Below are 24231 nucleotides of genomic sequence, written 5' to 3'. Positions count from 1 at the left end.
TGAGGGCGGGCCTGAAACTCTCTATAAGAAGAAACGAGCGGACCGGCCGCTCGTTTCTGACTATCGTGACTCATCATGGAACTTGCAAGTCACAGCACAACCCCGCTTATCGGGTGCTGATCACCAGACGACTGCTCTGTTTGACCTCTTCCATCACCACGTAGGTGCGGGTGTCGTTGACGCCCGGCAGACGCAGCAGGGTTTCACCCAACAGGCGGCGGTAAGCGGACATGTCGCTGACGCGGGTCTTGAGCAGATAGTCGAAATCACCGGACACCAGATGGCACTCCTGGATCTCTTCGAGCACCTGAACAGCCTTGTTGAACTGCTCGAACACATCGGGGGCGCCACGATTGAGGGTAATTTCCACGAACACCAGCAGAGACGCGTCCAGATAATGAGGGTTCAGAATGGCGGCATATCCTTCGATATACCCTTGTCGCTCCAGGCGACGAACCCGTTCCAGACACGGTGTGGGACTCAGGCCAACTCGTTTGGACAACTCAACGTTCGAAATCCTGCCATCCTTTTGCAGTTCATTCAGAATGTTGCGGTCAATCCTGTCCAAATCCTTTAGCCGACTCTTAGCTTCCATCATTTAATTCCATCCTTTGGCTATTTTTTGGTAAGAATCACCAGTCACTTTATAATAATGGTCACAAATCCTGTCAATACCTGAATATACTAGGCGCAAATATCGCTTAACATCTAGGCAACATAAACCACCAATCGATAGACGAGGGATAGCATGATTATCGGTGTACCTAAGGAAATAAAAAACCATGAATATCGCGTAGGCATGGTTCCGGCCAGTGTACGTGAACTGACAGCACGAAACCATACTGTTTTCGTCCAAAGCGGCGCAGGAAATGGCATTGGGTTCAGTGACGCAGATTATCTGGCTGCCGGAGCCGAGATCCTGGCCTCCGCTGCCGAAGTTTTCGCCAAGGCGGAGATGATCGTCAAGGTCAAGGAACCCCAGGCAGTGGAACGGGCCATGCTGCGTCCTGGCCAGACCCTCTTTACCTATCTGCATCTGGCGCCGGACCTGGCCCAGACCCAGGATCTCATCGACAGTGGTGCCGTCTGCATCGCCTATGAAACCGTCACAGACGGTCGTGGCGGTCTGCCCCTGCTGGCCCCCATGTCGGAAGTGGCCGGACGCATGTCTATTCAGGCCGGTGCCCAGGCACTGGAGAAATCCCGTGGCGGCAGCGGCGTGCTGCTCGGTGGTGTGCCCGGTGTGGAACCGGCCAAGGTGGTGATCATCGGTGGTGGTGTGGTGGGCTCCAACGCAGCCCGCATGGCCGTCGGCCTGCGTGCCGACGTCACCATCCTCGACAACAACGTCGATACCCTGCGCCGTCTCGACAGCGAGTTCCAGGGGGCTGCCAAGGTGGTCTACTCCAACCGCGAGACCCTGGAGCGCCATCTGCTGGCGGCGGACCTGGTCATCGGCGGCGTGCTGGTGCCTGGCGCCACTGCGCCAAAACTTGTCAGCCGTGACCACATTGCTCGCATGAAACCCGGTGCGGCCATCGTGGACGTGGCCATCGACCAGGGCGGCTGTGTCGAGACCTCCCATGCCACCACCCATGAAGATCCCACCTTCATCGTCGACGAGGTGGTGCACTACTGCGTGGCCAACATGCCGGGTGCCGTGGCGCGGACCTCCACCGTGGCCCTGAACAACGCCACCCTCCCCTTCATCATCAAGCTGGCCGAACAGGGCTATCGCAACGCTCTGCTCGCCGATCCCCACCTGTTGCACGGCCTGAACGTGATGGCGGGCAAAATCACCTGCAAGGAGGTTGCCGTGGCCCACAATCTGGCTTACACGGATCCCCTGACCCTGCTGAACTGATCGCGTCCCTGCAAAGGGAGGTAGATGAGTGAAAATCCGCCCGCGATGGGCGGTTTTTTTATGCCTGCCATCCCCGGCTCACCCCTCTTGTTGGCGATTGCCCCAATCGATGCGCTGGCCTTTGACCACGGATCACGAATTACCTACAATCGCGCAAACTCATCACGTCTCGGAAATCACATCATGAGCCAAGTCACTCACAGCAAACTGCTGATCCTGGGATCCGGTCCGGCAGGTTACACTGCGGCCGTCTATGCCGCTCGCGCCAACCTCAATCCCCTGCTCATCACCGGCATGCAGCAAGGTGGTCAGCTGACCACCACCACCGAAGTGGAAAACTGGCCAGGGGACGCGGAAGGGCTGACCGGCCCGGCCCTGATGGAGCGCATGAAAGAGCATGCAGAGAAGTTCGATACCCGCATCCTCTTTGATCACATCAATGAAGTGACGCTGACCGAGCGTCCCTTCCGCCTCAAGGGCGACAACGGGGAATACACCTGCGATGCGCTGATCCTCGCCACCGGCGCCTCCGCCAAATACCTGGGTCTGCCCTCAGAAGAGGCCTTCAAGGGCCGCGGCGTCTCCGCCTGCGCCACCTGTGACGGCTTCTTCTACCGCAACCAGGAAGTGGCCGTGGTCGGTGGCGGCAACACCGCCGTGGAAGAGGCTCTCTATCTGGCCAACATCGCCAAGAAGGTGCACCTCATCCATCGCCGCGACGAGTTCCGCGCCGAGAAGATCCTGATCAAGCGCCTCAACGACAAGGTCAAGAGCGGCAATATCGTCCTGCACACCCATCAGACCCTGGACGAAGTACTGGGTGACGACATGGGCGTCACCGGCGTGCGCCTGCGCAGCACCCGGGATGACACCACCTCCGAGCTGCCGCTGATGGGGGTCTTCATCGCCATCGGTCACCAGCCCAACACCCAGATCTTCGAAGGGCAGCTGGCGATGGAAAACGGCTATCTGAAGGTGCGTGGCGGACTGGAAGGGTTCGCAACCCAGACCAGCATCCCGGGCGTGTTCGCCGCCGGCGACGTGGCCGATCACGTCTACCGCCAGGCGATCACCTCCGCAGGGACCGGCTGCATGGCCGCCCTCGATGCAGAGCGATATCTGGACGCACAATAATCGGAAGGATATAAAGGGCATGCCAGTTGGCATGCCCTTTTTTATTGCAAGGAGCAGGATGAAACGAAAAATAATGATAGTGGAAGACAGCCTGACGGTACGCCGCATGCTGACCCAGGCCATTGCGCAGCAGACCGGGCTGGAAATCGACGCCTTCGATACCCTTGAAGGGGCTCGCGATTGCCATGGGGAAGATTATGTGGTCGCCCTGGTGGATCTCACCCTGCCGGACGCCCCCAGCGGAGAAGCTGTCAATGTGCTGAGGGAGCGTGGGTTGCCGGTGGTGATCCTGACGGCCGACATCAGCGAAGAGAAGCGGGAAGCCTGGCTGGAAGCCGGGGTGCTGGACTATGTGATGAAGGATTCACGTCACTCCCTGCAATATGCCGTCGGTCTGGTGCACCGCCTCTACCTCAACCAGGCCATCGAAGTCTTGGTGGTCGACGATTCACGCACCTCCCGTCACCGTACCGCGGCCCAGTTGCGCAAGCAGTTGTTGCAGGTGCACGAGGCCAATTCAGCCCGCGATGCGCTGGCGCAGCTCGAGCAGCACCCCGCCATTCGCCTGATGCTGGTGGACTACTACATGCCGGAGATCGATGGCATCAGCCTGGTGCGAATGCTGCGCGAGCGCTACAGCAAGCAGCAGCTCGCCATCATCGGCATCTCGGTGTCGGACAAACACGGCCTCTCGGCACGCTACCTCAAGCAAGGGGCGAATGATTTTCTCAATCAGCCCTTTGAACCCGAGGAGCTGCAGTGCCGGGTCAGCCACAACCTGGAGGCCCTTGAGCAGTTCAACAACATCCAGGAATCGGCCAACCGAGACTACCTGACCGGACTTTACAACAGACGCTACTGGTTCAACGAGGGTCAAAAGTGGTTCGAGGAGCATCAGCGCCATCAGGCGCAGCTCTCCCTGTGCGTGCTCGATGTGGATCACTTCAAGCAGGTCAATGATCACTGGGGGCATGCCATCGGCGATCAGCTGCTCTGTCATCTGGCCAGGCTGCTCACCCAGTTCTTCCCGGATGCCATGATAGCCCGATTCGGTGGTGAAGAATTTGCCCTGATGGTGCCCCACTGCCCCGTTCCCGTGCTGCTCAAGCGACTGGAAGGGCTTCGTCTGCAAATGCGCCAGCAACCGCTGTCGCGGGAGATATCGCTCTTTGTACGCGCCAGTTTCGGCGTCATCAATGTCGGGCGGCTCTCCATGGACGAGGCGCTGAGCGAGGCAGATCGCCAGTTGTATCAGGCAAAGAATACCGGGCGAGACAAGATAGTCTGTCAGGACGTCTGAGCAAGCATCAGCAGAGACACTCCGTGTAGTACCGCCCGGCGCCCCTTGTGTGGCGGCCGCCGGGTCAATCCCTTCTTCACCGTTCAATAGGTCTTGTCGACCCGCACTCCATCGTTGAAATAGAGGATGCGTACCTTGTCGCCCTGCGCAAAGACCATGGCCGGATCGTAATCCTGGATCACGTTGATGAGCCCATTCTGCTCGTTGCGGATCAGCAGCTCCACCAGCTTGTTCTCCACCACGCTGCCCCCTGACTGAAACTGCTGCACCGCCGCCGCTCCCGCCAGTGCCCCGACCGCAGTGGCAATCTCCCGCCCGTGCCCACCGCCAAACTGGTTGCCGAGCAGCCCGCCAAGCACGGCCCCTCCCAGAGTTTTCCAGCCGGAATGCTCTGATTCCACCATCTGGCGCTGGGTGATGTTGCGCACCGCATCCACCTGGCCGAAGACCACCTGCTCCACCGGACGCGCCGTGTTGCGTTCATACACCGCACTCCAGGCCGGTGCCGTGACAAAGCCAAGCAAGCTGGATACTATCAGGATAATGGCCTTCATCTATGAACCTCTGCCTTATGTCTCGCTATCTTACCGAACTGGATGATGAGCTGTGCTGGTTTCCCTCCCCCAGCCATGCGCTGGAAGAGCCCAACGGGCTGCTCGCGATTGGGGGAGATCTCTCCCCCACTCGGTTGCTGGCAGCTTACCACAGCGGGATCTTTCCGTGGAATGAACCCCATCAGCCACTGCTGTGGTGGTCACCGGATCCCAGGGGAGTCATCGTGCCCGAGGAACTCCACATCGGCCGCAGCCTGCAGAAGTGTTTGCGCCGCACCCCCTTCGAGATTTACATCAATCGCGCCTTTGATGACGTCATTGCAGCCTGCGCCGCCCCCCGTCGCACCGCCAGCGGCACCTGGATAAGTGCCCCCATGATCGACGCCTATCGGCGCCTTCATCGCCTCGGTCATGCCCACTCCATCGAGATCTGGCAGGATGATCAGTTGCAGGCAGGCCTCTATGGTCTCTCCCTGGGTCGACTCTTTTGTGGTGAATCCATGTTCAGCCGCATCGACAATGGCGCCAAACTGGCCATGGTGGCCCTCTGTCGCCACTTTGCAGGGCACGGCGGTGCCCTCATCGACTGCCAGATGCAAAACGACTTTCTGGCCACGCTGGGCGTCCAGGAGTGGCCAAGGCAGCGCTTTCTGACCACCCTGGCCACCCTGACCCGGCAACCGTTGCAAGAGGGATGCTGGCAACCGAGGAGAATCAGCCTATGAGTGAAGAAGTGATCCTCAAGGTCGGGCTGACCCCCAGGCACCCGTGCAGCTACCTCGGTCACGAGCAGGAGCAGTTGCTGGTCCTGATGGACCATGAATTGCTCAACGCCGCCGGGTACGAACGGCTGCTGACGGCAGGATTCCGGCGCAGTGGCAACGACATCTATCGTCCTCACTGCCCCGCCTGCAGCGCCTGCCAATCCTTGCGCATACACAGTGAACGCTTCACCCCGAGCCGTGGGCAGAAACGCATCCGCCAGTTGAACCGAGATCTCGAACTCGTGCTGAGCTATGACGACAAGCCCGAGTATTACCAGCTCTATGAACGCTATATCCGTGAGCGCCATAGGGATGGCAGCATGTATCCACCGAGCCGGACCCAATACAAGGGGTTCCTGCACTGCGACTGGATGCCCCCCCTCTATCTGGAGATGCGCAAGGAGGGACGCCTCATCGGCGTGGCCACCACGGACCTGCTTCCCCACTCTCTGAGCGCCATGTACACCTTCTTCGACCCCGACTATGCCGACCGGTCGCTCGGCACCTTCGCCATCCTGAGCCAGTTGGAACTGGCCAGACGTACCGGTCGTCAGTGGCTCTATCTGGGGTATCTGGTGGAGGAGTGCCGCAAGATGAATTACAAGCGCCAATACCTGCCCCATGAGCTGCTGGTACAGGGCGAATGGAAAAAAATCGACACCAAGCCCGAGTAAACTTTACACATAGCCTTAAATCCGGCATGATCCAGCGGTTTTTTGTTGTGGCTTATCAAGAGGATTCAATGGCTAAAGAAGACAGTATTGAGATGCAGGGTACCATTCTCGAAACCTTGCCCAATACCATGTTCCGTGTGGAACTGGAAAATGGTCACGTGGTTATCGCTCATATTTCCGGCAAGATGCGCAAAAACTACATCCGTATCCTGACTGGCGACAAAGTAACGGTGGCTCTGACTCCGTACGATCTCTCCAAGGGACGTATTGTTTTCCGCTCTCGCTAAGCCAGGAATTCAGCAAAAAACCCCAGCCTCTCGGTTGGGGTTTTTTGTCATTTCCGGCCTTGCTCACAGTCAGTGAGAGACAGCTTCAACGTTGACCTGAAAATCAAAGCTGAGGCTGTTGTTCACCAGCTCGACCTTCACGATGCCGCCATCGACCAGGGAACCGAACAGGATCTCGTTGGCCAGGGGCTTCTTGAGGTGCTCCTGAATGACCCGGCCCATGGGTCTTGCCCCCATTGCCCTGTCATACCCTTTCTCTGCCAACCAGTGGCGCGCCTCTTCAGACACCTCCAGTGAAACGCCCTTGGCATCCAGCTGAACCTGCAACTCGACGATGAACTTGTCGACCACCTGATGGATCACTCTCATGTCGAGATGGTTGAACCAGATGGTGTGATCGAGCCGGTTGCGGAACTCCGGACTGAACGTCTTGTTGATCACCGCCATGGCATCGTGGCTCATGTCCTGCTGCTGGAAACCGATGGACTTGCGCTGGGTCTCCTGAACCCCTGCGTTGGTGGTCATCACCAGGATCACATTGCGAAAATCTGCCTTGCGCCCGTTGTTGTCCGTCAGGGTACCGTTGTCCATCACCTGCAGCAGCAGGTTGAAGACATCCGGGTGCGCCTTCTCGATCTCGTCAAGCAGCACGACGGAGTGCGGATGCTTGAGGACGGAGTCGGTCAACAGCCCTCCCTGCTCGAATCCCACGTAACCGGGAGGAGCCCCGATCAACCGGGACACGGTATGGCGTTCCATGTATTCCGACATGTCAAATCGCAATACCTCGACCCCGAGCGCCTTGCCCAGTTGCTGGGTCACTTCGGTCTTGCCCACCCCGGTCGGGCCGGCAAACAGGAAGCAGCCCACAGGTCGACGTTCGTTGCCAAGCCCTGAACGTGACAACCGAATGGCATCGGTCAGCACCTCGATGGCCTTGTCCTGCCCGAACACCACCATCTTGAGATTACGCTCCAGGTTCTTCAGCACTTCCTTGTCGGAGGAGGAGACAGATTTCTCGGGAATACGGGCAATCTTGGCAACAATGGCTTCGATTTCCGGCACATTGATCACCTTCTTGCGCTTGCTGACGGGCAAGAGGCGTTGCCCTGCCCCCGCTTCGTCGATGACGTCGATGGCCTTGTCAGGCAGATGGCGATCATTGATGTACTTGGCGGAGAGCTCCACCGCCGCCCGGATCGCCTTGACGGTATAACGCACGCCATGGTGAGACTCATAACGGCTCTTGAGTCCCATCAGAATGCGAGTGGTGTCGTCTACTGTGGGCTCGACGATGTCGATCTTCTGGAAGCGACGAGCCAGAGCCCTGTCCTTCTCGAAGATCTGGGCATATTCCTGGTAGGTGGTGGAGCCCACGCAGCGCAGCAAACCATTGGAGAGCAGCGGCTTGATGAGGTTGGCCGCATCCAGCTGGCCACCGGAAGCAGCACCAGCGCCAATGATGGTGTGGATCTCGTCGATGAAGAGGATGGCCCCCTCCTGACGTTCAATCTGCTTGAGCAGCACCTTGAGGCGCTTCTCAAAGTCACCACGATACTTGGTGCCCGCCAGCAGGGAGCCCATGTCCAGGGAGTAGATGGTGCTACCCGCAATCACCTCGGGCACATCCCCCTTGACGATACGGTAGGCAAGCCCTTCGGCGATGGCGGTCTTGCCCACACCGGCTTCCCCGACCAGCAAGGGGTTGTTCTTGCGGCGGCGGCACAATACCTGAATGGTGCGATTGAGCTCCTGATCACGGCCGATGAGCGGATCGATACGCCCCTCCAGCACCAGCTGGTTGAGGTTGGTGGCAAAGCTTTCTATCTGGGCAGAGGATACCTCGTCATCAGATTCCGCATTGTTGCCACCACTCTCGGGCTTGTTGTCCTTGCGCACCCCGTGGGACAGGAAGTTCACCACATCCAGGCGGCTTATTTCGGCTTTTTTCAGGAAATAGGCGGCCTGGGACTCTTGTTCGCTGAAGATGGCGACCAGGACGTTGGCACCGCTGACCTCGGTATTGCCCGACGACTGGACATGGAACACGGCGCGTTGCAGCACGCGCTGGAAACCAAGGGTCGGCTGGGTCTCTCTGTCTTCGTCATCACGGGGGATCAGCGGGGTTGTTTGATCGATGAATGCGCGGATCTCCTTGCGCATCTGCTCCACATCCGCACCACACGAACTCAGCGCCTCATGGGCTGAGCTGTTATCCAACAGGGCTAACAACAGGTGCTCGACGGTCATGAATTCGTGGCGCTCGTCACGGGCCAGCTTGAAAGCCTCGTTCAGCGTCTTTTCTAGATCTTTGTTCAACATAGGCACCTCCCCTCAGTACAGCAACAATGCGGTGTCGTTATCGCCATCAAGTCATCAGCTTCAAGCCTTTTCCATGGTACATAGCAGTGGATGTTCGTTGTTACGTGAATAGGTGTTGACCTGGACCACCTTGGTTTCGGCAATCTCGGCGGTGAATGTGCCGCAGACTCCCTTACCACTATAATGCACGCTCAGCATCACCTGAGTGGCCTTCTCCAGATCCATACCAAAGAACCTTTGCAGCACCTCCACCACGAACTCCATCGGTGTGTAGTCGTCGTTGTTCAGGACGACCTTGTACATGGGTGGCGGTTGCAGCTTCGTTTTCTCTGCTTCTGCAATCTCTTCATTAGCAAAGAGTTCTTTCTGCTTGCTCATAATTGCGCTTTGGTACCTCTAGATTACTACCGTCTCGTTCTCGATTGTCAATAGACTTGTTAACCAGATCACATCGGTTGTTAACAACTTCTTGACTCGCTTAAAAGTTGGACTAGATTGGTTACTTGCTAATCGGCGCCCGTCTGCTATGGGGTCATGCCCTAGTTATATAAGGCCGGCGCAGGTTACTCAACGACTTCAGGGTAATCAATAAAAGGATGTAGATGTATGGCAACCGGAACAGTCAAGTGGTTCAACAACGCAAAAGGATTTGGGTTTATCTGTCCGGAAGGCGGTGGTGAAGATATCTTCGCTCACTACTCCACGATTCAAATGGAAGGTTACAAGACCTTGAAAGCAGGTCAGGCAGTCAATTTTGAACTGCAACAGGGGCCGAAAGGAAATCATGCCTCTGTCATCGTGCCAAACGAAGCACAGAACATCTAAGAGTCAGACTGGATAAATTAAAAAACGGCATCCTGCAGGGATGCCGTTTTTTTATTGGGTTTGCTACACCGCAGAACAGGGAAGGCCAGACCTTCCCTGTTCTTTCGCAATATGCGCTCAGCGGGCCAGCAGGATGTTGAGCATGCGGCGCAGCGGCTCGGCAGCGCCCCACAACAGCTGATCGCCCACGGTGAAGGCGGCCAGGTACTCCGGACCCATGTTGAGCTTGCGCAGACGACCCACCGGGATGCTGAGGGTGCCGGTGACGGCCGCCGGGGTCAGCTCGCGGGCGGTAATGTCGCGATCGTTGGGGATCACTTTCACCCAGTCATTGTGGGCAGCCAGCAGGGCCTCGATTTCGGGGAGCGGCACGTCTTTTTTCAGCTTGATGGTGAAGGCCTGGCTGTGGCAGCGCAGGGCACCGATGCGCACACACAGACCATCCACCGGAATGGCGGCGCTTTCTAGCCCAAGGATCTTGTTGGTCTCCGCCTGACCCTTCCACTCTTCACGGCTCTGGCCGTTGTCGAGCTTGGTGTCGATCCAGGGGATCAGGCCACCGGCCAGGGGCACGCCGAAGTTGTCTACCGGCAGGGTGCCGGAGCGGGTCTTCTCGGTGATCTTGCGCTCGATGTCGAGAATGGCGGAGGCGGGATCCGCCAGCTCCACCGCCACTTCATCGCGCAGCATGCCCATTTGGGTGACCAGCTCGCGCATGTGGCGCGCACCGCCACCGGACGCGGCCTGATAGGTGGCCACGCTCACCCACTCCACCAGATCGGCCTTGAACAGGCCGCCCAGAGCCAGCAACATCAGGCTGACGGTGCAGTTGCCGCCGACGAAGGTTTTGATGCCGTCATTCAGTGCCCGCTCGATAACGTCACCGTTGACCGGATCCAGGATGATGACCGCGTCCTTCTCCATACGCAGGGAGGAGGCCGCATCAATCCAGTAGCCTTGCCACCCGGCGGCTTTCAGGCGCGGATAGACATCTTTGGTGTAATCGCCGCCCTGGGCGGTGATGATGATCTCCTGTGCGGCCAGCGCCTCGATGTCGAAGGCATCCTGCAGGGTGCCGGCATCGACGCCGAAGTTGGGTGCGGCCTCACCGGCCTGGGAGGTGGTGAAGAAGGTGGGTTGAATATGGGCGAAATCCTTCTCTTCCTGCATCCGGCTCATCAGGACCGAACCCACCATGCCACGCCAACCGACCAAACCTACTTTTTTCATAATGTCCTACCCTGGATAGCTGCTTATAGAAATCGTGTGTGGTACCCGTGACCCCCTGCCTTGGCGCCAGCCGTTTACAAGGGATTCACAATATATGAGTTGCAAAAAATGCGTCTGTCCACATTACGGATTGTGACGGCGGGCGCAAGTCGAATTGCGCAATATTCTGTGCCATTCGCTGCAATATCCGTCGGCCTGGCCGACCTGCGGGCAGCCGATTGGCATCCTGCCTCCAGTTGGGGCATCATTGAGACCGACCGGCAGCCCCGCTGCCCCTCGGGGACGGCCCCGAGGCCTCCTGATACGCAGGGACGACCCTGCTTCCTGCGGAATCTGCCTTATGTCGTGGTTGCTCCTGCTGTTGGCCGGCCTATTCGAGGTCGCCTGGGCCATCGGCCTCAAGTACACCGACGGTTTCAGCCGTCCCCTCCCCACCCTGCTGACCCTGATCGCCATGGCCGTGAGCGTGCTGCTGCTCGCCATGGCGGTCAAACAGCTGCCCCTTGGCACCGCCTACGCGGTCTGGACCGGTATCGGTGCGGTCGGCACCGTGCTGATGGGGATCTGGCTGTTCAACGAGCCGGCCACCCTGGCCCGGGTGCTCTGCCTGCTGCTGATCATCGGCGGCATTCTGGGGTTGAAAGTAATAGGTTAGTCACACCCCTGAGTGGCCGGCCCACGACCTGCTGGCTGGCAAGTGACAGAGCAGTAAAGAAGCCGCGGTCATCACTTCAGATCGCCAGCGGCAAGCGAGCATGCCGTCATGCCTCGTCAGATGCCCCTATCAGGGTCGTCTCAATCCTGGCCTCCGGCATCATCTGCAACAGTCCCGCCACCAGCCGATCGCCAGCTTCGTGCAGCGCCGCCAGTGGCATGGGAGGCAAGCTCTCCAGAATGAACCACATCTGGGTGCACTCCACGCTGAGCCGGGTCCGGATCCCCTGACGCCAGTTCCAGCGGCGGCAGGTCACCCCCCTGTCATCCCGCCACACCACTTCCCCGGGTTCAGGTGCCTCGTGGGCCGGCGCCCCTTCCTTTATGGTGTCAAAAAGCTCGCTGCCATCGGCGATCACCAGGCGTGGCGCGCCCTCATAGGCCGTCAGATTTTCCCCCCCCCACGGGAATGGCGTACTCAATGCTGACGGCATTGTAGAGATCGACCACGGGGTCGATGCTGGGCATGGTGCCATCGCGCAGCACCCGTTTACGCAGGGCCTCTGCCGAGCAGGGGGTGCGCTGTGGCTTGGCGCCAAAGCGTTTGAACACCTCGCCCCACTCGGCCAGATGGGCCTGGGCCCAGGGCGCAGGCTCGGTGTCGCACGCCCGTACCAGCGCCTCGGCGCCCACATGCGGGTTCGTCACGGGGGCCGCCTCCACCAGAATGCTGAGGGCTCTGAAACCGGGAGCAAGGGTGGCGATGTCGGGGTCAATACGGGGGATCATGAAGGGCATAACAACTCCCGGTCAGCCAGGGATGACCAATGTCAGTAATAAGGAGGGGTGAAGAGGCCAGATAAAGGCCGTGCAGCCGGCTTGGGCACGCGCTCTTCATCGAGCAGGGGCCATGATGGAAGAAGCCTTGGCACAATGACATCGACATTCTCTTAAGGGGGTTAAGCAAAACTGATACCCAGCCCTTCTCGCCTGCGCCGCCGTATTGCCCTGGCCGCTTTCCCCGTCACTCATGCTATTATCTGCGACCAAACATGAGCCCATTAAAATCAGGACATTGTGATGACCGACCACACCTTTATTCCCGGCAAGGACGCGGCGCTGGAAGACTCCATCGAACGCTTCCAGACCAAGCTGCAAGCCCTGGGGTTTGATATCGAAGAGGCCTCCTGGCTCAACCCCGTGCCGAACGTCTGGTCCGTGCACATCCGGGACAAGGATTGCGCCCTCTGCTTTACCAACGGCAAGGGTGCCAGCAAGAAGGCGGCGCTCGCCTCCGCTCTTGGCGAATATTTCGAGCGTCTCTCCACCAACTACTTCTTCGCCGACTTCTATCTGGGCGAACAGGTAGCGAATGGCGACTTCGTGCACTACCCGAACGAGAAGTGGTTCCCCATCGAGGGGGATCAACTGCCGGCCGGTCTGCTCGACTCCTTCACCCGCAAGTTCTACAACCCGGACGGTGAAGTGACCGCCGACATGCTGGTGGATTTGCAATCCGGCAACGAGGAGCGTGGCATCGTCGCCCTGCCCTTCGAGCGCCAGTCCGACCACCAGACCGTCTATATCCCGATGAACATCGTCGGCAACCTCTACGTTTCCAACGGCATGAGCGCTGGCAACACCCGCACCGAAGCACGCACCCAGGGCCTGTCCGAGGTGTTCGAGCGCCACGTGAAGAACAAGATCATTGCCGAGGCCATCAGCCTGCCGGAGATCCCGACCGAGGTCATCGCCCGCTACCCCGGCATCAAGGCCTCCATCGATGCGCTGGAGGCCGAAGGCTTCCCCATCTACAGCTTCGATGCGTCACTCGGCGGCCGTTATCCGGTCATCTGCGTGGTGCTGCTCAACCCGAGCAACGGCACCTGCTTTGCCTCCTTCGGCGCCCACCCGCGCTTCGAAGTGGCCTTCGAGCGTACCGTCACCGAGCTGCTGCAAGGCCGCAGCCTCAAGGATCTGGACGTCTTCGTGCCGCCGTCGTTTGACAACGAGCAGGTGGCGGATCACCACAACCTGGAGACCCACTTCATCGACTCCTCCGGCCTCATCAGCTGGGATCTGTTCAAGCAGGAGTCCGACTTCGAATTTGCCGACTGGGACTTCCGCGGCACCTCGCAAGAAGAGTTCGACCACCTGATCGGCATCTTCCACGAGCTGGAGCAGCCGGTCTACATCGCCGATTACGAGCACCTGGGCGTCTACGCCTGCCGCATCCTGGTACCCGGCATGTCCGACATCTACCCGGTGGAAGATCTGCTGCTGGCCAACAACACCATGGGGGCCCACCTGCGGGAGACCATACTGGCGCTGCCATCCCTGGAGTGGGACGCAGAACAGTACATGGCGCTGTTCGACCAGCTGGATGAAGAGGGTCACGACGAGCGGACCCGGGTGCGCGAGCTGCTCGGCATCGCCGCCGCCAAGGGCAGCGCCCTGCACACCCTGCGGGTCGGTGAGCTCAAAGCCATGCTGGCCCTGGCCGCAGGCGAGCTGGAGAGCGCGCTCGATCTCATCGACTGGACCATGGAGTTCAACCAGTCGGTGTTCCCGGCCGATCGCGCCGCCTACTACCGCGCCCTGCGCGCCTGCGTCGAGCTCTTCCTGGACGAGGATCGCGACCCAGAGCAATACCGTCCGGTGTTCGCCCGCATGTTCGGGGAGGAGACCCTGGCACAGGCCTGGGCCAACGCCCGCGGCGAGGCGCGCTTCCACGGTCTGGAAGCCGCCGATTTGTCGCTCTCCCAGTTCCCGCTGCACCAGAAACTGCTGGCCGCTTACGAGAAATTGCAAAAAGCCAAACGAATCCACACCTGGAACTGATATGCTGATGTGACGAAGGGGCCTGAGGGCCCCTTCTGTTTTATGGTCTACGCTTTGGCTGGCCGTGCCACAAAGATGAAATAAAAGACAAAAAATACCTCTTAGGGGGTTGTTAATTTGGCACTCATGGTGCAGCGCCGCCGCAAAGATGCCTTGCCGGTACTTTTTTAGGGGCGCTCTTTATAAGTTCTTAAAAATCATGAAATTAATAACAGACCTATTTATGTTTCACCTGAAACCTGGTGTAAAGAAACGCTTCCGGATAGCAAAAAATCCTGTAGTAAAATTACATTCACAATCTGTAATTCTTGATCGGTGTCAATTTTGGGGATCTGCCCCTTTGTTATGATTTCCACAGGCAAAATATGCAGGTAACGAGAATTGAAAGCAGAATCTCCCTTTGATTGTCTGAAGCCCGAAGCCATCGCCGCACTGGCCGAAGACATTACCTATGCCAAGGCCACCAAGCCCGCATACAAGACTATCCCTCTGGCCATCACGGCAGGCGCCTTCATCGCCATCGCCTTCGTCTTCTACATCACCGTCACTACCGGCTCGAGCGGCATGTCCTGGGGCATGGCCAAGCTGGTCGGTGGTCTCTGCTTCTCCCTCGGCCTCATCCTCTGTGTGCTGCTCGGCGCCGAGCTGTTCACCTCCACCACCCTGACCCTGGTGGCCAAGGCGGCCAACCGCATCAGCTGGGCTCAGCTGCTCAAGAACTGGGGACTCGTCTACTTCGGCAACCTCATCGGCGGGCTCATCATCGTCGGCCTCATCATCATGTCGGCGGAATACATGGCGGCAGATGGTCAGTGGGGACTGAACGCCATGAAAGTGGCCCAGCACAAGATCCATCACACCTTCTTCGAAGCCGTGGCCCTTGGCATCCTCTGTAACCTCATGGTGTGTCTCGCCGTGTGGATGGCCTTCGGCGCCCGCAGTGCCACCGACAAGGTGATGGTGATGCTGCTCCCCGTCGCCATGTTCGTGGCCTCCGGTTTCGAGCACAGCATCGCAAACATGTTTATGATCCCGGTCGGTATCGCCATTCACAGCGTCGCGGGCCCGGAATTCTGGCAGGCCATCGGTCAGGACCCGGCGACCTTTGCCGACCTGACCGTATCCAATTTCGTCTTGCACAACCTGATCCCTGTCACCATTGGCAATATCATTGGTGGTGGCGTCATGGTAGGACTGACTTACTGGTTTATCTTCCGTCGCCATCATTAAGGATGGCGGCAGACACATAAATACCTTGAGAGGTAATGAAAATGGCAGAACTTAACGAACAGTTCCAACAAGCATGGGAAGGCTTCGCAGCCGGTGAATGGCAGACCTCTGTCAACACCCGTGACTTCATCCAGAAGAACTACACCCCGTATGAAGGTGACGAGTCCTTCCTGGCTGGCGCGACCGAAGCCACCACCAAGCTGTGGGACAAGGTCATGGAAGGCATCAAGATCGAGAACCGCACTCACGCGCCAGTCGATTTTGATACCGACCTGCCCTCCACCATTACCGCTCACGATGCCGGCTATATCGATCAGGGCCTGGAGCAAATCGTTGGTCTGCAGACTGACAAGCCGCTCAAGCGCGCCATCATCGCCAACGGCGGTATCAAGATGGTCAAGACCTCTTGCGAAGTGTACGGTCGCCAGCTTGACCCCATGGTCGAGAAGATCTTCACCGAGTACCGCAAGACTCACAACCAGGGCGTGTTCGACGTCTACACCAAAGACATCCTGAACTGCCGCAAGTCCGGCGTCATCACCGGTCTGCCGGATGCCTACGGTCGTGGCCGCATCATCGGTGACTACCGTCGTGTTGCCCTGTACGGTATCGACTTCCTGATGGCCGACAAACTGGCCCAGTTCAAGTCCCTGCAGGCTGACCTGGAAAACGGTGTCAACCTGGAAGCCACCATCCGTCTGCGCGAAGAGATTTCCGAGCAGCACCGTGCCCTGGCCCAGATGAAGGTGATGGCTGCCAAATATGGCTGCGACATCTCCGTACCGGCCAAGACCGCCAAAGAAGCCGTACAGTGGACCTACTTCGCCTACCTGGCGGCCGTCAAGTCCCAGAACGGCGCGGCCATGTCCTTCGGTCGTACCTCCAGCTTCCTGGACATCTACATCGAGCGTGACCTGCAAAAAGGCCTGATCACCGAGCAAGAAGCCCAGGAGCTGATGGACCACATGGTCATGAAGCTGCGCATGGTTCGCTTCCTGCGTACCCCGGAATACGATTCACTGTTCTCCGGCGACCCGATGTGGGCCACCGAGACCCTGGCCGGTATGGGCGTTGATGGCCGTACCCTGGTCACCAAGAACAGCTTCCGTATGCTGAACACCCTGTACACCATGGGCCCGTCCCCCGAGCCGAACCTGACCATCCTGTGGTCCGAGAAGCTGCCGGTCGGTTTCAAGAAGTACTGTGCCAAGGTATCCATCGAGACCTCTTCCGTTCAGTACGAGAACGACGACCTGATGCGTCCGGACTTCAACAACGATGACTACGCCATCGCTTGCTGTGTGTCCCCGATGATCGTCGGCAAACAGATGCAGTTCTTCGGTGCCCGTGCCAACCTGGCCAAGACCATGCTGTACGCCATCAACGGCGGTATGGACGAGAAGCTCAAGATCCAGGTCGGTCCGAAGACCGAAATGGTCACCTCCGAGTACCTCGACTACAACGACGTGATGGACAGACTGGATCACTTCATGGACTGGCTGGCCAAGCAGTACGTCGCCGCCCTGAACATCATCCACTACATGCACGACAAGTACAGCTACGAAGCCTCCCTGATGGCGCTGCACGACCGTGACGTCTATCGCACCATGGCGTGCGGCATCGCCGGTCTGTCCGTGGCGGCTGACTCCCTGTCTGCCATCAAGTACGCCAAGGTCAAGCCGGTACGTGATGCCGATGGCGTCTCCATCGACTTCGAGATCGAAGGCGAGTACCCGCAGTTCGGTAACAACGACGCTCGCGTCGATGACATCGCCTGCGACCTGGTCGAGCGCTTCATGAAGAAGATTCAGAAGCTGAACACCTACCGCGGTGCCGTGGCTACCCAGTCCGTGCTGACCATCACCTCCAACGTGGTGTACGGCAAGAAGACCGGTAATACCCCGGATGGCCGTCGCGCCGGTGCGCCGTTCGGCCCGGGTGCCAACCCGATGCACGGTCGTGACCAGAAGGGTGCCGTTGCTTCCCTGACTTCCGTTGCCAAGCTGCCGTTCGCCTACGCCAAAGATGGTATCTCCTATACCTTCTCCATCGTGCCGAACGCGCTGGGTAAAGACATGGAAGCCCAGAAAGCCAACCTGGCCGGCCTGATGGATGGTTACTTCCACCACGAAGCCAACCTGGAAGGTGGTCAGCACCTGAACGTCAACGTGATGAACCGTGAAATGCTGCTGGACGCCATGGAAAACCCGGAGAAATATCCGCAGTTGACCATCCGCGTATCCGGTTATGCCGTTCGCTTCAACTCTTTGACTAAAGAACAACAGCAAGACGTCATCACCCGTACCTTCACCGCCTCTCTGTAATAGAGTCTCGGTGAGCAAAAACCGGCGCCCAGGCGCCGGTTTTTTTATGCCTGATAGTCAGGGAGCATGGCCTGAAAACCTGCAGGCAAGGCCGGCTCTCCCCTCCTCTCATCCCGCCTTGTTCAGGGTCGCTCACCCGCAGTCAGACGGCGGTTGATATCGGCGATGACCGGGGCGATGTCGGCCAGGGTGTCGATGACGTAATGCGCTCCCGCCGCCCGCAGTTTGGCCTCCGCTGGTGCGTGCCTCTCGGCGATTTCGGCTTCGCTCATGGCGGCGAACGCCTCCCAGGTGGCGCCAAATTCGTTGCCGGAAACCGACAATCCCACGGTCCACATGCCCGCGTTCAACCCTTCGCTGATGCCCGGCACGGCATCATCCACCTTGATGCAGCGATGCACGGCGCTTATTCCCAGCTCAATCACATTGGCCAGCGCCATCCAGGGGCCGGGACGACCGCCCGCCTTGAAGTCATCGGTGGCAACCCAGTGATCCGGTCGGTAGCCGTGATCGGCCGCCGCCGGTACCAGCGCCTCCATCACCGGACGGGGATAACCGGAGCAGGAGCCGATGCGCAGCCCCTGGCCCCGCAGTGCCTCCAGCACCGGCAGTACCCCGGGAATGGGTGCGGCAAAGCGGGTCACGGCGGCAATCTGCAGCGGCATAAAGGTGTGATAGAGGTGGTCCACCTCGGCGTGGCTCATGGGGTGGCCGAAGCGGGCCTGCCAGCGCGCATCCACCGAGGGCAGACGGCCGAGCGCGGCGATATGATCCCACTTGCCCAACCCCATGGGCTGGCGCGCCTCATCCAGAGTCACTGCAAAGTCATAGGTGCGGGCGAAGGCCTCCACGAAGATGGAGGTGGGGGCGAAGGAGCCGAAATCGACGACGGTGCCAGCCCAGTCGAGGATCAGCGCCTCTACGTCGGTGGTCGGGTCTGCGGCAATCTGCAAGTCAGTCATGGTGATCTTCCTGTTTCGGTGAAAGGGCGATCTCGCCGAGGGCGCGATCGAGAATGGCGATGGCGCGCACCAGATCGGCGCGAGCGATATTGAGCGGCGGCGAGAGCTGGATGACATTGCCCTGGGAGACCTTGAAGCTGAGCCCCAGCTCAAGACAGCGGTAGAGCAGTCGCTCGGCGGCCTGGCTGTTGCGGGTGCGACTCTGGTGATCGACCACCAGATCGAGCGCCCAGAGCAAACCTATGCCGCGCACCTGCCCGATCAGCGGGTGGCGTTCGGCAAGCGCTGCCAGTTCGCGCTCCATAAAGCGACCATCCTCCCGCACCTTGGCTAGCAACCCCTCTTCTCGGATGGTAGCGATGGTGGCGAGGGCCGCCGCGCAGCCAATGGGGCTCTTCTCGTGGGTGTAGTGACCGAGCGAGATGGCTGCCGCCTGGTTGAAACGATCCCGGGTGATGAGCGCCGCAAACGGCACCATCCCGCCCCCCAACCCCTTGCCCAGACAGATGATGTCGGGCTCGATGCCGAATTCTTCAAAGCTGAACCAGTGGCCGGAGCGCCCCAAGGCATTCGGGATCTCGTCGACAATCAGCAGCACCTTGTGGCGATCGCAGATCTCCCGCACCCGCTGCCAGTAGGCCCTTGAGGGCACCTGCACATCGGTGTTGCGGATGGGCTCGGCGATAAAGGCGCCGATCCCTCCCTCCTTCTCGATGACGTACTCCAGATAATCGGCATAGTGCAGGTCATCCCCCTCCCCGCGATACCAGACACCGCGATAGCGGGTGGGCGGCGGAATGCGCTCCACACCGGCCATCAAGGGGCCCATGCCGGCGCGAAAACAGGCCTCGCCGCCGACCGAGATGGCATCGAGGGAGGCGCCGTGAAAGGCATCCCACAGGGATACCACCTTGCTGTTGCCGGTGATGAAACGGGCAAGCTTCAGGGCAATCCCCACTACCTCGCTGCCACCGGGGGCGAACAGCACCCGGTTGAGATCGCCGGGGGCCAGTTCGGCCAGGGTGCGGGCGCAGTCGATGGCGACCTGATGGGTGTAGCGGCGGGGCGCAAACGGCAGATCGGCGAGTTGCTGTTGCACCGCGGCCACCACGTTAGGATGACCGTGGCCCAGCTGATGGACGCTGTTGCCGTGGAAATCGAGATACTGTTTGCCCGATACACTGGTCAGCCAGCTCCCCTGCGCGCGCTCAATCAGATCCAAACAGGGGGTGGAGAGCGCCTGATGGAGAAAGTAGCGGCTATCCTCCGCCAATCCGGCCTGTACCTCTTCGCTCATCACCATGCTGGTGGTGACCATCGCCTTTGGCTACGCCTATGCCCTCACCCGCACCTGCATGCCGGGCAAGCCCCTGTTTCGCCTCATCGGTTTGATCCCGCTGTTGATGCCCTCCCTGCTGCCCGCCATCAGTCTGGTCTACTGGTTTGGCAATCAGGGGGTCGCCAAGGGGCTGCTCGGCGGCGAGAGCATCTACGGCCCCATCGGCATCGTCATCGGTCTGGGCTTCTGGTGCTTCCCTCACGCCCTGATGATCCTTATCACGGCGCTCGGTCAGAGCGACACCCGCCTCTATGAAGCCTCCCGGGTGCTCGGCAGCAGCGGCTGGCGCACCTTTGTCACCGTCACCCTGCCCACCGCCCGTTATGGCCTGCTCAGCGCAGCCATCGCGGTCTTCACCCTCACCATCTGCGACTTCGGGGTGGCCAAGGTGATTGGCGGCCAGTACAGCGTGCTGGCTACCGACATCTACCGGCAGGTGATCGGGATGCAGAACTTCTCGCTGGGCGCCGTTGCCAGCGTCACCCTGCTGCTGCCGGCACTGTTGAGCTTTGCCCTGGAGCACAGAGTGCGCAGCAAGATGCAGGAGCAGAGCAGCACCAAGGCGGTGCCCTATCAACCCAAGCCCCATCGGCTGCGGGATCTGCTGGCGCTCGGCTGGTGTACCCTCTGGGCCCTGCTGTTTCTGGCGCTGGTGGGGATGGCCGTTTACGGCTCCCTGGTGCAGTTCTGGCCCTACAACCTCGCTCTGACGCTGGATCACTACGCCTTTGACAGCAACAGCGTCTATGGCTGGCAGCCCTTTACCAACACCTTGCGGCTGGGCCTCTATACCGCGCTGATCGGCACCGTGCTGGTGATGGTGCTGGCCTGGGTGCAGGAGAAGGGACGCCACTTCGCGCCGCTGCGCCAGCTGCTGCATCTGCTCGCCATGCTGTCGCTGGCGGTACCCGGCATGGTGCTGGGGCTCGGCTACATCTTCTTTTTCAACGGCAATCCGCTCTTTGGCGGCCTCTACGGCACCCTGCCACTAATGGTGCTCTCCTGCGTCATCCACTACTACACCGTGGGCCATATGACAGCGCTGACCAGCCTCAAGCAGCTGCCCAAGGAGCTGGAGCTGGTGGCCATCTCATTGCGCATTCCGCTCTGGAAGGCGTTCTGGCGAGTGACGCTGCCCGCCTCCCTGCCCGCGCTGCTGGAGATCTTCATCTATCTGTTCGTCAACGCCATGACCACCACCTCGGCGGTGATCTTCCTCTATTCGAGCGACAGCGTGCTCGCCTCCATTGCCGTGCTCAATATGGAAGATTCCGGCGACACCGCCGCGGCCGCCGCCATGGCCACCCTGATCCTGCTGGCCGCCGCCACCGTCAAGCTGCTCCAGCTCTTTTTGAGCCGCGCCCTGCTGGATCGCACCCAGCGCTGGCGCCATCAATAACCTTATCGAGGAGTCATCATGTCCACTCTCCCCTTCTGGCTGGCCGAAGCGCTCGCCGCCGAACAGCCCGCGCCCCCCACGCCACTTCACGGCATCCACGAGGCCGATGTCTGCATCGTCGGCGGCGGCTTTACCGGGCTGTGGAGCGCCATCGCCCTTAAACAGGCCGAGCCACACTTGCGCATCATGGTGCTGGAGAAAGATCGCTGCGGCAGCGGCGCCTCCGGGCGCAACGGCGGCTGTTTGCTCACCTGGTCGGCCAAATACCTGACCTTAAAGCGCCTCTTTGGCGAAGAGCAGGCCGCCTGGCTGGTACAAAGATCCGAGCAGGCGGTGCACGAGATCGCCCGCTTCTGCGAAACGCACAACATTGAGGCGGAGCTGAGGGTCGAGGGCACCTGCTACACCGCCACCAGCGAGGCGCAGCGCGGCCTGATGGAGCCGGTATTACGGGAGCTACAGCGAGCCGACCTTAACCAGTGGCAGGCGATTGCAGAGGGTGAACTGGCGAGCCAGAGCGGCTCCCACGTTCATCTGGAGGGGCTCTACAGCCCCCACGCCGGTTCGGTGCAACCGGCGCTGTTGGTGCGCGGCCTGCTGCGGGTGGCGCGGGAGCTGGGGGTCGAGGTCTATGAGCACTCCCCCATGCAGCGCCTTGAGGCGTGCCAGCCTGCACGGGTGCAAACACCGCAAGGTGAGGTGTGTGCCCGCAAGGTGGTGCTGGCCCTCAACAGCGCCATGGTGCAGCACTTTCGCGAGTTTCGCCGCAGTATCGTACTGGTCTCCTCCGATATGGTGATAACCGACCCCGCGCCGGATGCACTGGCTGCCCAGCAGCTTGCGCACGGCCGCTCCGTGGTGGATGGCCGCACCTTTGTGCATTACTACCGCACCACCGCGCAAGGGCGGCTGATGCTGGGCAAGGGGGGCAACACCTTCGCCTTTGCCAACCGCCATCTGGCCGAGTTTGATGCGCCGAGCCGTTATCTTGCCCCCCTTACCCGCACCCTGCGCCGCTTCTTTCCGGCGCTCAAAGAGGTGCCCATCGCTGCCAGCTGGTGCGGCGCCTCCGACCGCTCGGTGGATGGCCTCCCCTTCTTCGGCCACTGGCGAGGGCAGCCCAATATCGTCTATGGCCTCGGCTACTCCGGCAACGGGGTGGCGCAGAGCTGGATGGGCGGTCAAGTACTGGCGGCTTTGGTACGCGATGAGGTGCGGGAAGCGGACAAGCCGTGGCGCGACTGCGCGCTGGTCAGCGGCCCGCGCGGCTATTTTCCGCCCGAGCCGTTTCGCTGGCTTGGCGCCATGGCGGTACGCAATGCCATCCGGCGCAAGGAGCGGGCGGAAGATGAAAACCGTCCGGTGGCCTGGTATGACAAACAGCTGGCCAAACTTGCCGATGCGGCGGGCAAGGCGGACAAATAGACGCCTTCACAGCGCTTCGGAAAATCCAGAAAGCCGAAGGGGCAGGAGAGTGATGACTCCCCTGCCCCTTCGCGGTTGGTACGGCTCGCGGCTGGCCCGATAGACAGGCCTGGCGTTAGCTGGCCCAGGTAATGATGTGATCGATCCAGTCGCCGGCATCCACCTCGTGCACCACCTTGCCGCGCACCGACTGACCGGCCTGGTGCATGGCGCTGCGGCTACCGGTGATCAGCGGATGCCACTCTGGCAGGCCCTGCCCCTCCGCCAGCAGGCGGTAGGCACAGGTCGAGGGCAGCCAGTCATATTCGGCAATCTTGTCGTGAGTGATCTGCAGGCAGTCCGGCTCTTTCTTAAAGCGGTTGCCGTAGTCGGAGCACTGGCAGGTCTTGGTATTGAGCAGGTTGCAGGCCACGTTGGTGAACACCAGCTCCTCGGTGTCCTCGTCGATCAGCTTGTTCAGGCAGCACTTGCCACAGCCGTCGCACAGGGACTCCCACTCCGTCATGGTCATCTGTTGCAGGCTTTTTACCTGCCAAAAGGGGGCGTTCTGCACGGGTTCACTCTGCTGCATAAAAGGTGGCTCACTCAATACACTGACAAGCGCGTGGTTATACGCGCTATGGCCCGATTTTTCAAGGTTTGCGACTGAGGTTAATGTGAGCCTTGCTGGCTCAGCATTAACCTGCCACATCTGTAAGTTATGGGAGATACTCAGAAGTCCAACATAAGAAACTCTATTAAATCACCAAGTCCTTATTGGCGACACCAAACGGGATATGTACAGATGGTAAAATAGATGATGACTGTAGATGTAATTTTTGATCATCGAAAAATATGTGCGGCCTTAATATATTTAACACTTTTGACTTTTCAACCCCTCCCATAAAGAATGCCTCATTTACAGAAATCCCCCAAGAACGCATTGTATTGATAACACGCTTATGCGAGGGTGCATTTCTAGGGAAGGTGCGAACAAGTCCCTGATATGAGATCATGTTTGTCATCTGGAGCCATGAAAAAGGGTTCATCATGAGTCATCAGCTCACCTTCGCCGACAGTGAATTCAGCAGTAAGCGCCGTCAGACTAGAAAAGAGATTTTCTT

21 protein-coding genes and 3 pseudogenes are annotated in these 24231 nt (G+C 59.6%); 13 read left to right on the top strand and 11 right to left on the bottom strand.

Going from position 1 to position 24231, the window contains the following annotated elements; translation table 11 throughout:
* Positions 1 to 106: 106 nt before the first annotated feature.
* Positions 107 to 598 (bottom strand): leucine-responsive transcriptional regulator Lrp, encoded by a 492-nt coding sequence (gene lrp, locus J9893_RS11585; protein WP_005300047.1) that lies wholly within the window; start codon positions 596 to 598, stop codon positions 107 to 109.
* Between the two features lie 150 nt (positions 599 to 748).
* Here lrp and ald point away from each other — a divergent pair, with 150 nt between their 5' ends.
* The 3 genes from ald (at position 749) to J9893_RS11570 (ending at position 4298) form a co-directional block, all read left to right on the top strand.
* Positions 749 to 1864, top strand: coding sequence for an alanine dehydrogenase (gene ald / locus J9893_RS11580; RefSeq protein ID WP_010674517.1), 1116 nt, complete (start codon positions 749 to 751; stop codon positions 1862 to 1864).
* A 183-nt stretch (positions 1865 to 2047) separates the two neighbouring features.
* Positions 2048 to 2998, top strand: coding sequence for a thioredoxin-disulfide reductase (trxB, locus tag J9893_RS11575; protein ID WP_104452880.1), 951 nt, complete (start codon positions 2048 to 2050; stop codon positions 2996 to 2998).
* A 58-nt stretch (positions 2999 to 3056) separates the two neighbouring features.
* Entirely contained in the window at positions 3057 to 4298 is a 1242-nt protein-coding gene (locus tag J9893_RS11570; protein ID WP_052815246.1) for a diguanylate cyclase, read from the top strand.
* Between the two features lie 83 nt (positions 4299 to 4381).
* On the opposite strand, the gene J9893_RS11565 is transcribed toward J9893_RS11570, so the two are convergent.
* On the bottom strand, positions 4382 to 4852 hold the full coding sequence (locus J9893_RS11565; protein WP_010674514.1) for a glycine zipper 2TM domain-containing protein: 471 nt from the start codon (positions 4850 to 4852) through the stop codon (positions 4382 to 4384).
* Between the two features lie 17 nt (positions 4853 to 4869).
* On the opposite strand from J9893_RS11565, the gene aat reads away from it, so the two are divergent.
* The 3 genes from aat to infA all read left to right on the top strand — a co-directional run bounded on the left by aat (position 4870) and on the right by infA (position 6577).
* Positions 4870 to 5577 carry a leucyl/phenylalanyl-tRNA--protein transferase gene (aat, locus tag J9893_RS11560; RefSeq protein WP_029314435.1) on the top strand — a complete coding sequence of 236 codons (708 nt, stop codon included), beginning with the start codon at positions 4870 to 4872 and terminating at the stop codon, positions 5575 to 5577.
* On the top strand, positions 5574 to 6290 hold the full coding sequence (locus J9893_RS11555) for an arginyltransferase (RefSeq protein ID WP_010674512.1): 717 nt from the start codon (positions 5574 to 5576) through the stop codon (positions 6288 to 6290). Before aat ends, J9893_RS11555 begins: the two co-directional genes overlap by 4 nt.
* Positions 6291 to 6358: 68 nt before the next feature.
* The gene (gene infA / locus J9893_RS11550) at positions 6359 to 6577 is read left to right on the top strand and encodes a translation initiation factor IF-1 (protein WP_005300033.1); all 219 of its coding nucleotides are present in this window, start codon (positions 6359 to 6361) and stop codon (positions 6575 to 6577) included.
* A 69-nt stretch (positions 6578 to 6646) separates the two neighbouring features.
* On the opposite strand, the gene clpA is transcribed toward infA, so the two are convergent.
* A complete protein-coding gene (gene clpA, locus J9893_RS11545; protein ID WP_210600480.1) occupies positions 6647 to 8899 on the bottom strand; it encodes an ATP-dependent Clp protease ATP-binding subunit ClpA in 2253 nt (750 codons plus the stop codon).
* A 60-nt stretch (positions 8900 to 8959) separates the two neighbouring features.
* On the bottom strand, positions 8960 to 9277 hold the full coding sequence (gene clpS / locus J9893_RS11540) for an ATP-dependent Clp protease adapter ClpS (protein ID WP_005325410.1): 318 nt from the start codon (positions 9275 to 9277) through the stop codon (positions 8960 to 8962).
* A gap of 228 nt (positions 9278 to 9505) precedes the next feature.
* Here clpS and cspD point away from each other — a divergent pair, with 228 nt between their 5' ends.
* The gene (gene cspD, locus J9893_RS11535; RefSeq protein WP_010674510.1) at positions 9506 to 9724 is read left to right on the top strand and encodes a cold shock-like protein CspD; all 219 of its coding nucleotides are present in this window, start codon (positions 9506 to 9508) and stop codon (positions 9722 to 9724) included.
* A 117-nt stretch (positions 9725 to 9841) separates the two neighbouring features.
* Here the strand turns inward: cspD and asd are convergent, their stop codons facing one another.
* Entirely contained in the window at positions 9842 to 10954 is a 1113-nt protein-coding gene (gene asd, locus J9893_RS11530; RefSeq protein WP_210600478.1) for an aspartate-semialdehyde dehydrogenase, read from the bottom strand.
* A gap of 340 nt (positions 10955 to 11294) precedes the next feature.
* Here asd and sugE point away from each other — a divergent pair, with 340 nt between their 5' ends.
* On the top strand, positions 11295 to 11609 hold the full coding sequence (sugE, locus tag J9893_RS11525) for a quaternary ammonium compound efflux SMR transporter SugE (RefSeq protein WP_210600476.1): 315 nt from the start codon (positions 11295 to 11297) through the stop codon (positions 11607 to 11609).
* Between the two features lie 106 nt (positions 11610 to 11715).
* Here the strand turns inward: sugE and J9893_RS21680 are convergent, their stop codons facing one another.
* Complete coding sequence (locus tag J9893_RS21680) at positions 11716 to 12027, bottom strand: hypothetical protein (RefSeq protein ID WP_246875571.1); 312 nt, start codon at positions 12025 to 12027, stop codon at positions 11716 to 11718.
* Positions 12028 to 12043: 16 nt separating this feature from the next.
* Positions 12044 to 12406, bottom strand: a complete 363-nt coding sequence (locus tag J9893_RS21675; RefSeq protein WP_246875570.1) for a phenylalanine--tRNA ligase beta subunit-related protein — start codon at positions 12404 to 12406, stop codon at positions 12044 to 12046.
* 282 nt (positions 12407 to 12688) lie between these two features.
* Between J9893_RS21675 and ycaO the strand changes: the two genes are divergently transcribed.
* From ycaO to pflB, 3 genes are all read left to right on the top strand, one after another.
* On the top strand, positions 12689 to 14449 hold the full coding sequence (gene ycaO, locus J9893_RS11515) for a 30S ribosomal protein S12 methylthiotransferase accessory factor YcaO (RefSeq protein WP_043761049.1): 1761 nt from the start codon (positions 12689 to 12691) through the stop codon (positions 14447 to 14449).
* A gap of 381 nt (positions 14450 to 14830) precedes the next feature.
* Positions 14831 to 15679, top strand: a complete 849-nt coding sequence (focA, locus tag J9893_RS11510) for a formate transporter FocA (protein WP_043808422.1) — start codon at positions 14831 to 14833, stop codon at positions 15677 to 15679.
* Positions 15680 to 15720: 41 nt separating this feature from the next.
* Positions 15721 to 18003 carry a formate C-acetyltransferase gene (pflB, locus tag J9893_RS11505; RefSeq protein ID WP_134694988.1) on the top strand — a complete coding sequence of 761 codons (2283 nt, stop codon included), beginning with the start codon at positions 15721 to 15723 and terminating at the stop codon, positions 18001 to 18003.
* Between the two features lie 122 nt (positions 18004 to 18125).
* Here the strand turns inward: pflB and phnX are convergent, their stop codons facing one another.
* Together phnX and J9893_RS11495 are read right to left on the bottom strand one after the other, a co-directional pair.
* Positions 18126 to 18965 (bottom strand): phosphonoacetaldehyde hydrolase, encoded by an 840-nt coding sequence (phnX, locus tag J9893_RS11500; protein WP_210600474.1) that lies wholly within the window; start codon positions 18963 to 18965, stop codon positions 18126 to 18128.
* Positions 18958 to 20259 (bottom strand): annotated as a pseudogene (locus J9893_RS11495) (aspartate aminotransferase family protein); the annotation flags it as partial. The gene phnX and the pseudogene J9893_RS11495, both read right to left, overlap by 8 nt.
* On the opposite strand from J9893_RS11495, the pseudogene J9893_RS11490 reads away from it, so the two are divergent.
* Both J9893_RS11490 and J9893_RS11485 read left to right on the top strand, forming a co-directional pair.
* Positions 20258 to 21703: pseudogene (locus J9893_RS11490) on the top strand (putative 2-aminoethylphosphonate ABC transporter permease subunit); the annotation flags it as partial. The pseudogenes J9893_RS11495 and J9893_RS11490 overlap by 2 nt on opposite strands.
* An 18-nt stretch (positions 21704 to 21721) precedes the next feature.
* Positions 21722 to 23128: an FAD-dependent oxidoreductase gene (locus J9893_RS11485; protein ID WP_210600472.1), complete on the top strand. Its 1407-nt coding sequence runs from the start codon at positions 21722 to 21724 to the stop codon at positions 23126 to 23128.
* 115 nt (positions 23129 to 23243) lie between these two features.
* Here J9893_RS11485 and J9893_RS11480 read toward each other — a convergent pair whose 3' ends face one another.
* Together J9893_RS11480 and J9893_RS11475 are read right to left on the bottom strand one after the other, a co-directional pair.
* Positions 23244 to 23699 (bottom strand): YcgN family cysteine cluster protein, encoded by a 456-nt coding sequence (locus J9893_RS11480; protein WP_043118980.1) that lies wholly within the window; start codon positions 23697 to 23699, stop codon positions 23244 to 23246.
* Positions 23700 to 23865: 166 nt separating this feature from the next.
* A pseudogene (locus tag J9893_RS11475) lies at positions 23866 to 24078 on the bottom strand (5'-nucleotidase); the annotation flags it as partial.
* Between the last annotated feature and the right edge of the window lie 153 nt (positions 24079 to 24231).

The sequence above is a fragment of the Aeromonas sp. MaB10011B genome, assembly GCF_017939325.1.
In the GTDB taxonomy this organism is placed as follows: domain Bacteria; phylum Pseudomonadota; class Gammaproteobacteria; order Enterobacterales; family Aeromonadaceae; genus Aeromonas; species Aeromonas caviae.
Note: the sequence above shows the minus strand (reverse complement) of the source record. Positions and strands in the feature narration are given on the sequence as shown.

Bases quoted from the DNA above. Each gene is read 5' to 3' on its own strand.
- aat (WP_029314435.1), top strand. From the start codon at position 4,870: ATGTCTCGCTATCTTACCGAACTGGATGATGAGCTGTGCTGGTTTCCC.
- phnX (WP_210600474.1), bottom strand. From the start codon at position 18,965: ATGACTGACTTGCAGATTGCCGCAGACCCGACCACCGACGTAGAGGCG.
- pflB (WP_134694988.1), top strand. From the start codon at position 15,721: ATGGCAGAACTTAACGAACAGTTCCAACAAGCATGGGAAGGCTTCGCA.
- J9893_RS21675 (WP_246875570.1), bottom strand. From the start codon at position 12,406: ATGCCCTTCATGATCCCCCGTATTGACCCCGACATCGCCACCCTTGCT.
- clpS (WP_005325410.1), bottom strand. From the start codon at position 9,277: ATGAGCAAGCAGAAAGAACTCTTTGCTAATGAAGAGATTGCAGAAGCA.
- ycaO (WP_043761049.1), top strand. From the start codon at position 12,689: ATGACCGACCACACCTTTATTCCCGGCAAGGACGCGGCGCTGGAAGAC.
- J9893_RS11565 (WP_010674514.1), bottom strand. From the start codon at position 4,852: ATGAAGGCCATTATCCTGATAGTATCCAGCTTGCTTGGCTTTGTCACG.
- asd (WP_210600478.1), bottom strand. From the start codon at position 10,954: ATGAAAAAAGTAGGTTTGGTCGGTTGGCGTGGCATGGTGGGTTCGGTC.
- J9893_RS11485 (WP_210600472.1), top strand. From the start codon at position 21,722: ATGTCCACTCTCCCCTTCTGGCTGGCCGAAGCGCTCGCCGCCGAACAG.
- infA (WP_005300033.1), top strand. From the start codon at position 6,359: ATGGCTAAAGAAGACAGTATTGAGATGCAGGGTACCATTCTCGAAACC.
- clpA (WP_210600480.1), bottom strand. From the start codon at position 8,899: ATGTTGAACAAAGATCTAGAAAAGACGCTGAACGAGGCTTTCAAGCTG.
- J9893_RS11480 (WP_043118980.1), bottom strand. From the start codon at position 23,699: ATGCAGCAGAGTGAACCCGTGCAGAACGCCCCCTTTTGGCAGGTAAAA.
- lrp (WP_005300047.1), bottom strand. From the start codon at position 598: ATGATGGAAGCTAAGAGTCGGCTAAAGGATTTGGACAGGATTGACCGC.
- J9893_RS11570 (WP_052815246.1), top strand. From the start codon at position 3,057: ATGAAACGAAAAATAATGATAGTGGAAGACAGCCTGACGGTACGCCGC.
- cspD (WP_010674510.1), top strand. From the start codon at position 9,506: ATGGCAACCGGAACAGTCAAGTGGTTCAACAACGCAAAAGGATTTGGG.
- J9893_RS11555 (WP_010674512.1), top strand. From the start codon at position 5,574: ATGAGTGAAGAAGTGATCCTCAAGGTCGGGCTGACCCCCAGGCACCCG.
- trxB (WP_104452880.1), top strand. From the start codon at position 2,048: ATGAGCCAAGTCACTCACAGCAAACTGCTGATCCTGGGATCCGGTCCG.
- ald (WP_010674517.1), top strand. From the start codon at position 749: ATGATTATCGGTGTACCTAAGGAAATAAAAAACCATGAATATCGCGTA.
- sugE (WP_210600476.1), top strand. From the start codon at position 11,295: ATGTCGTGGTTGCTCCTGCTGTTGGCCGGCCTATTCGAGGTCGCCTGG.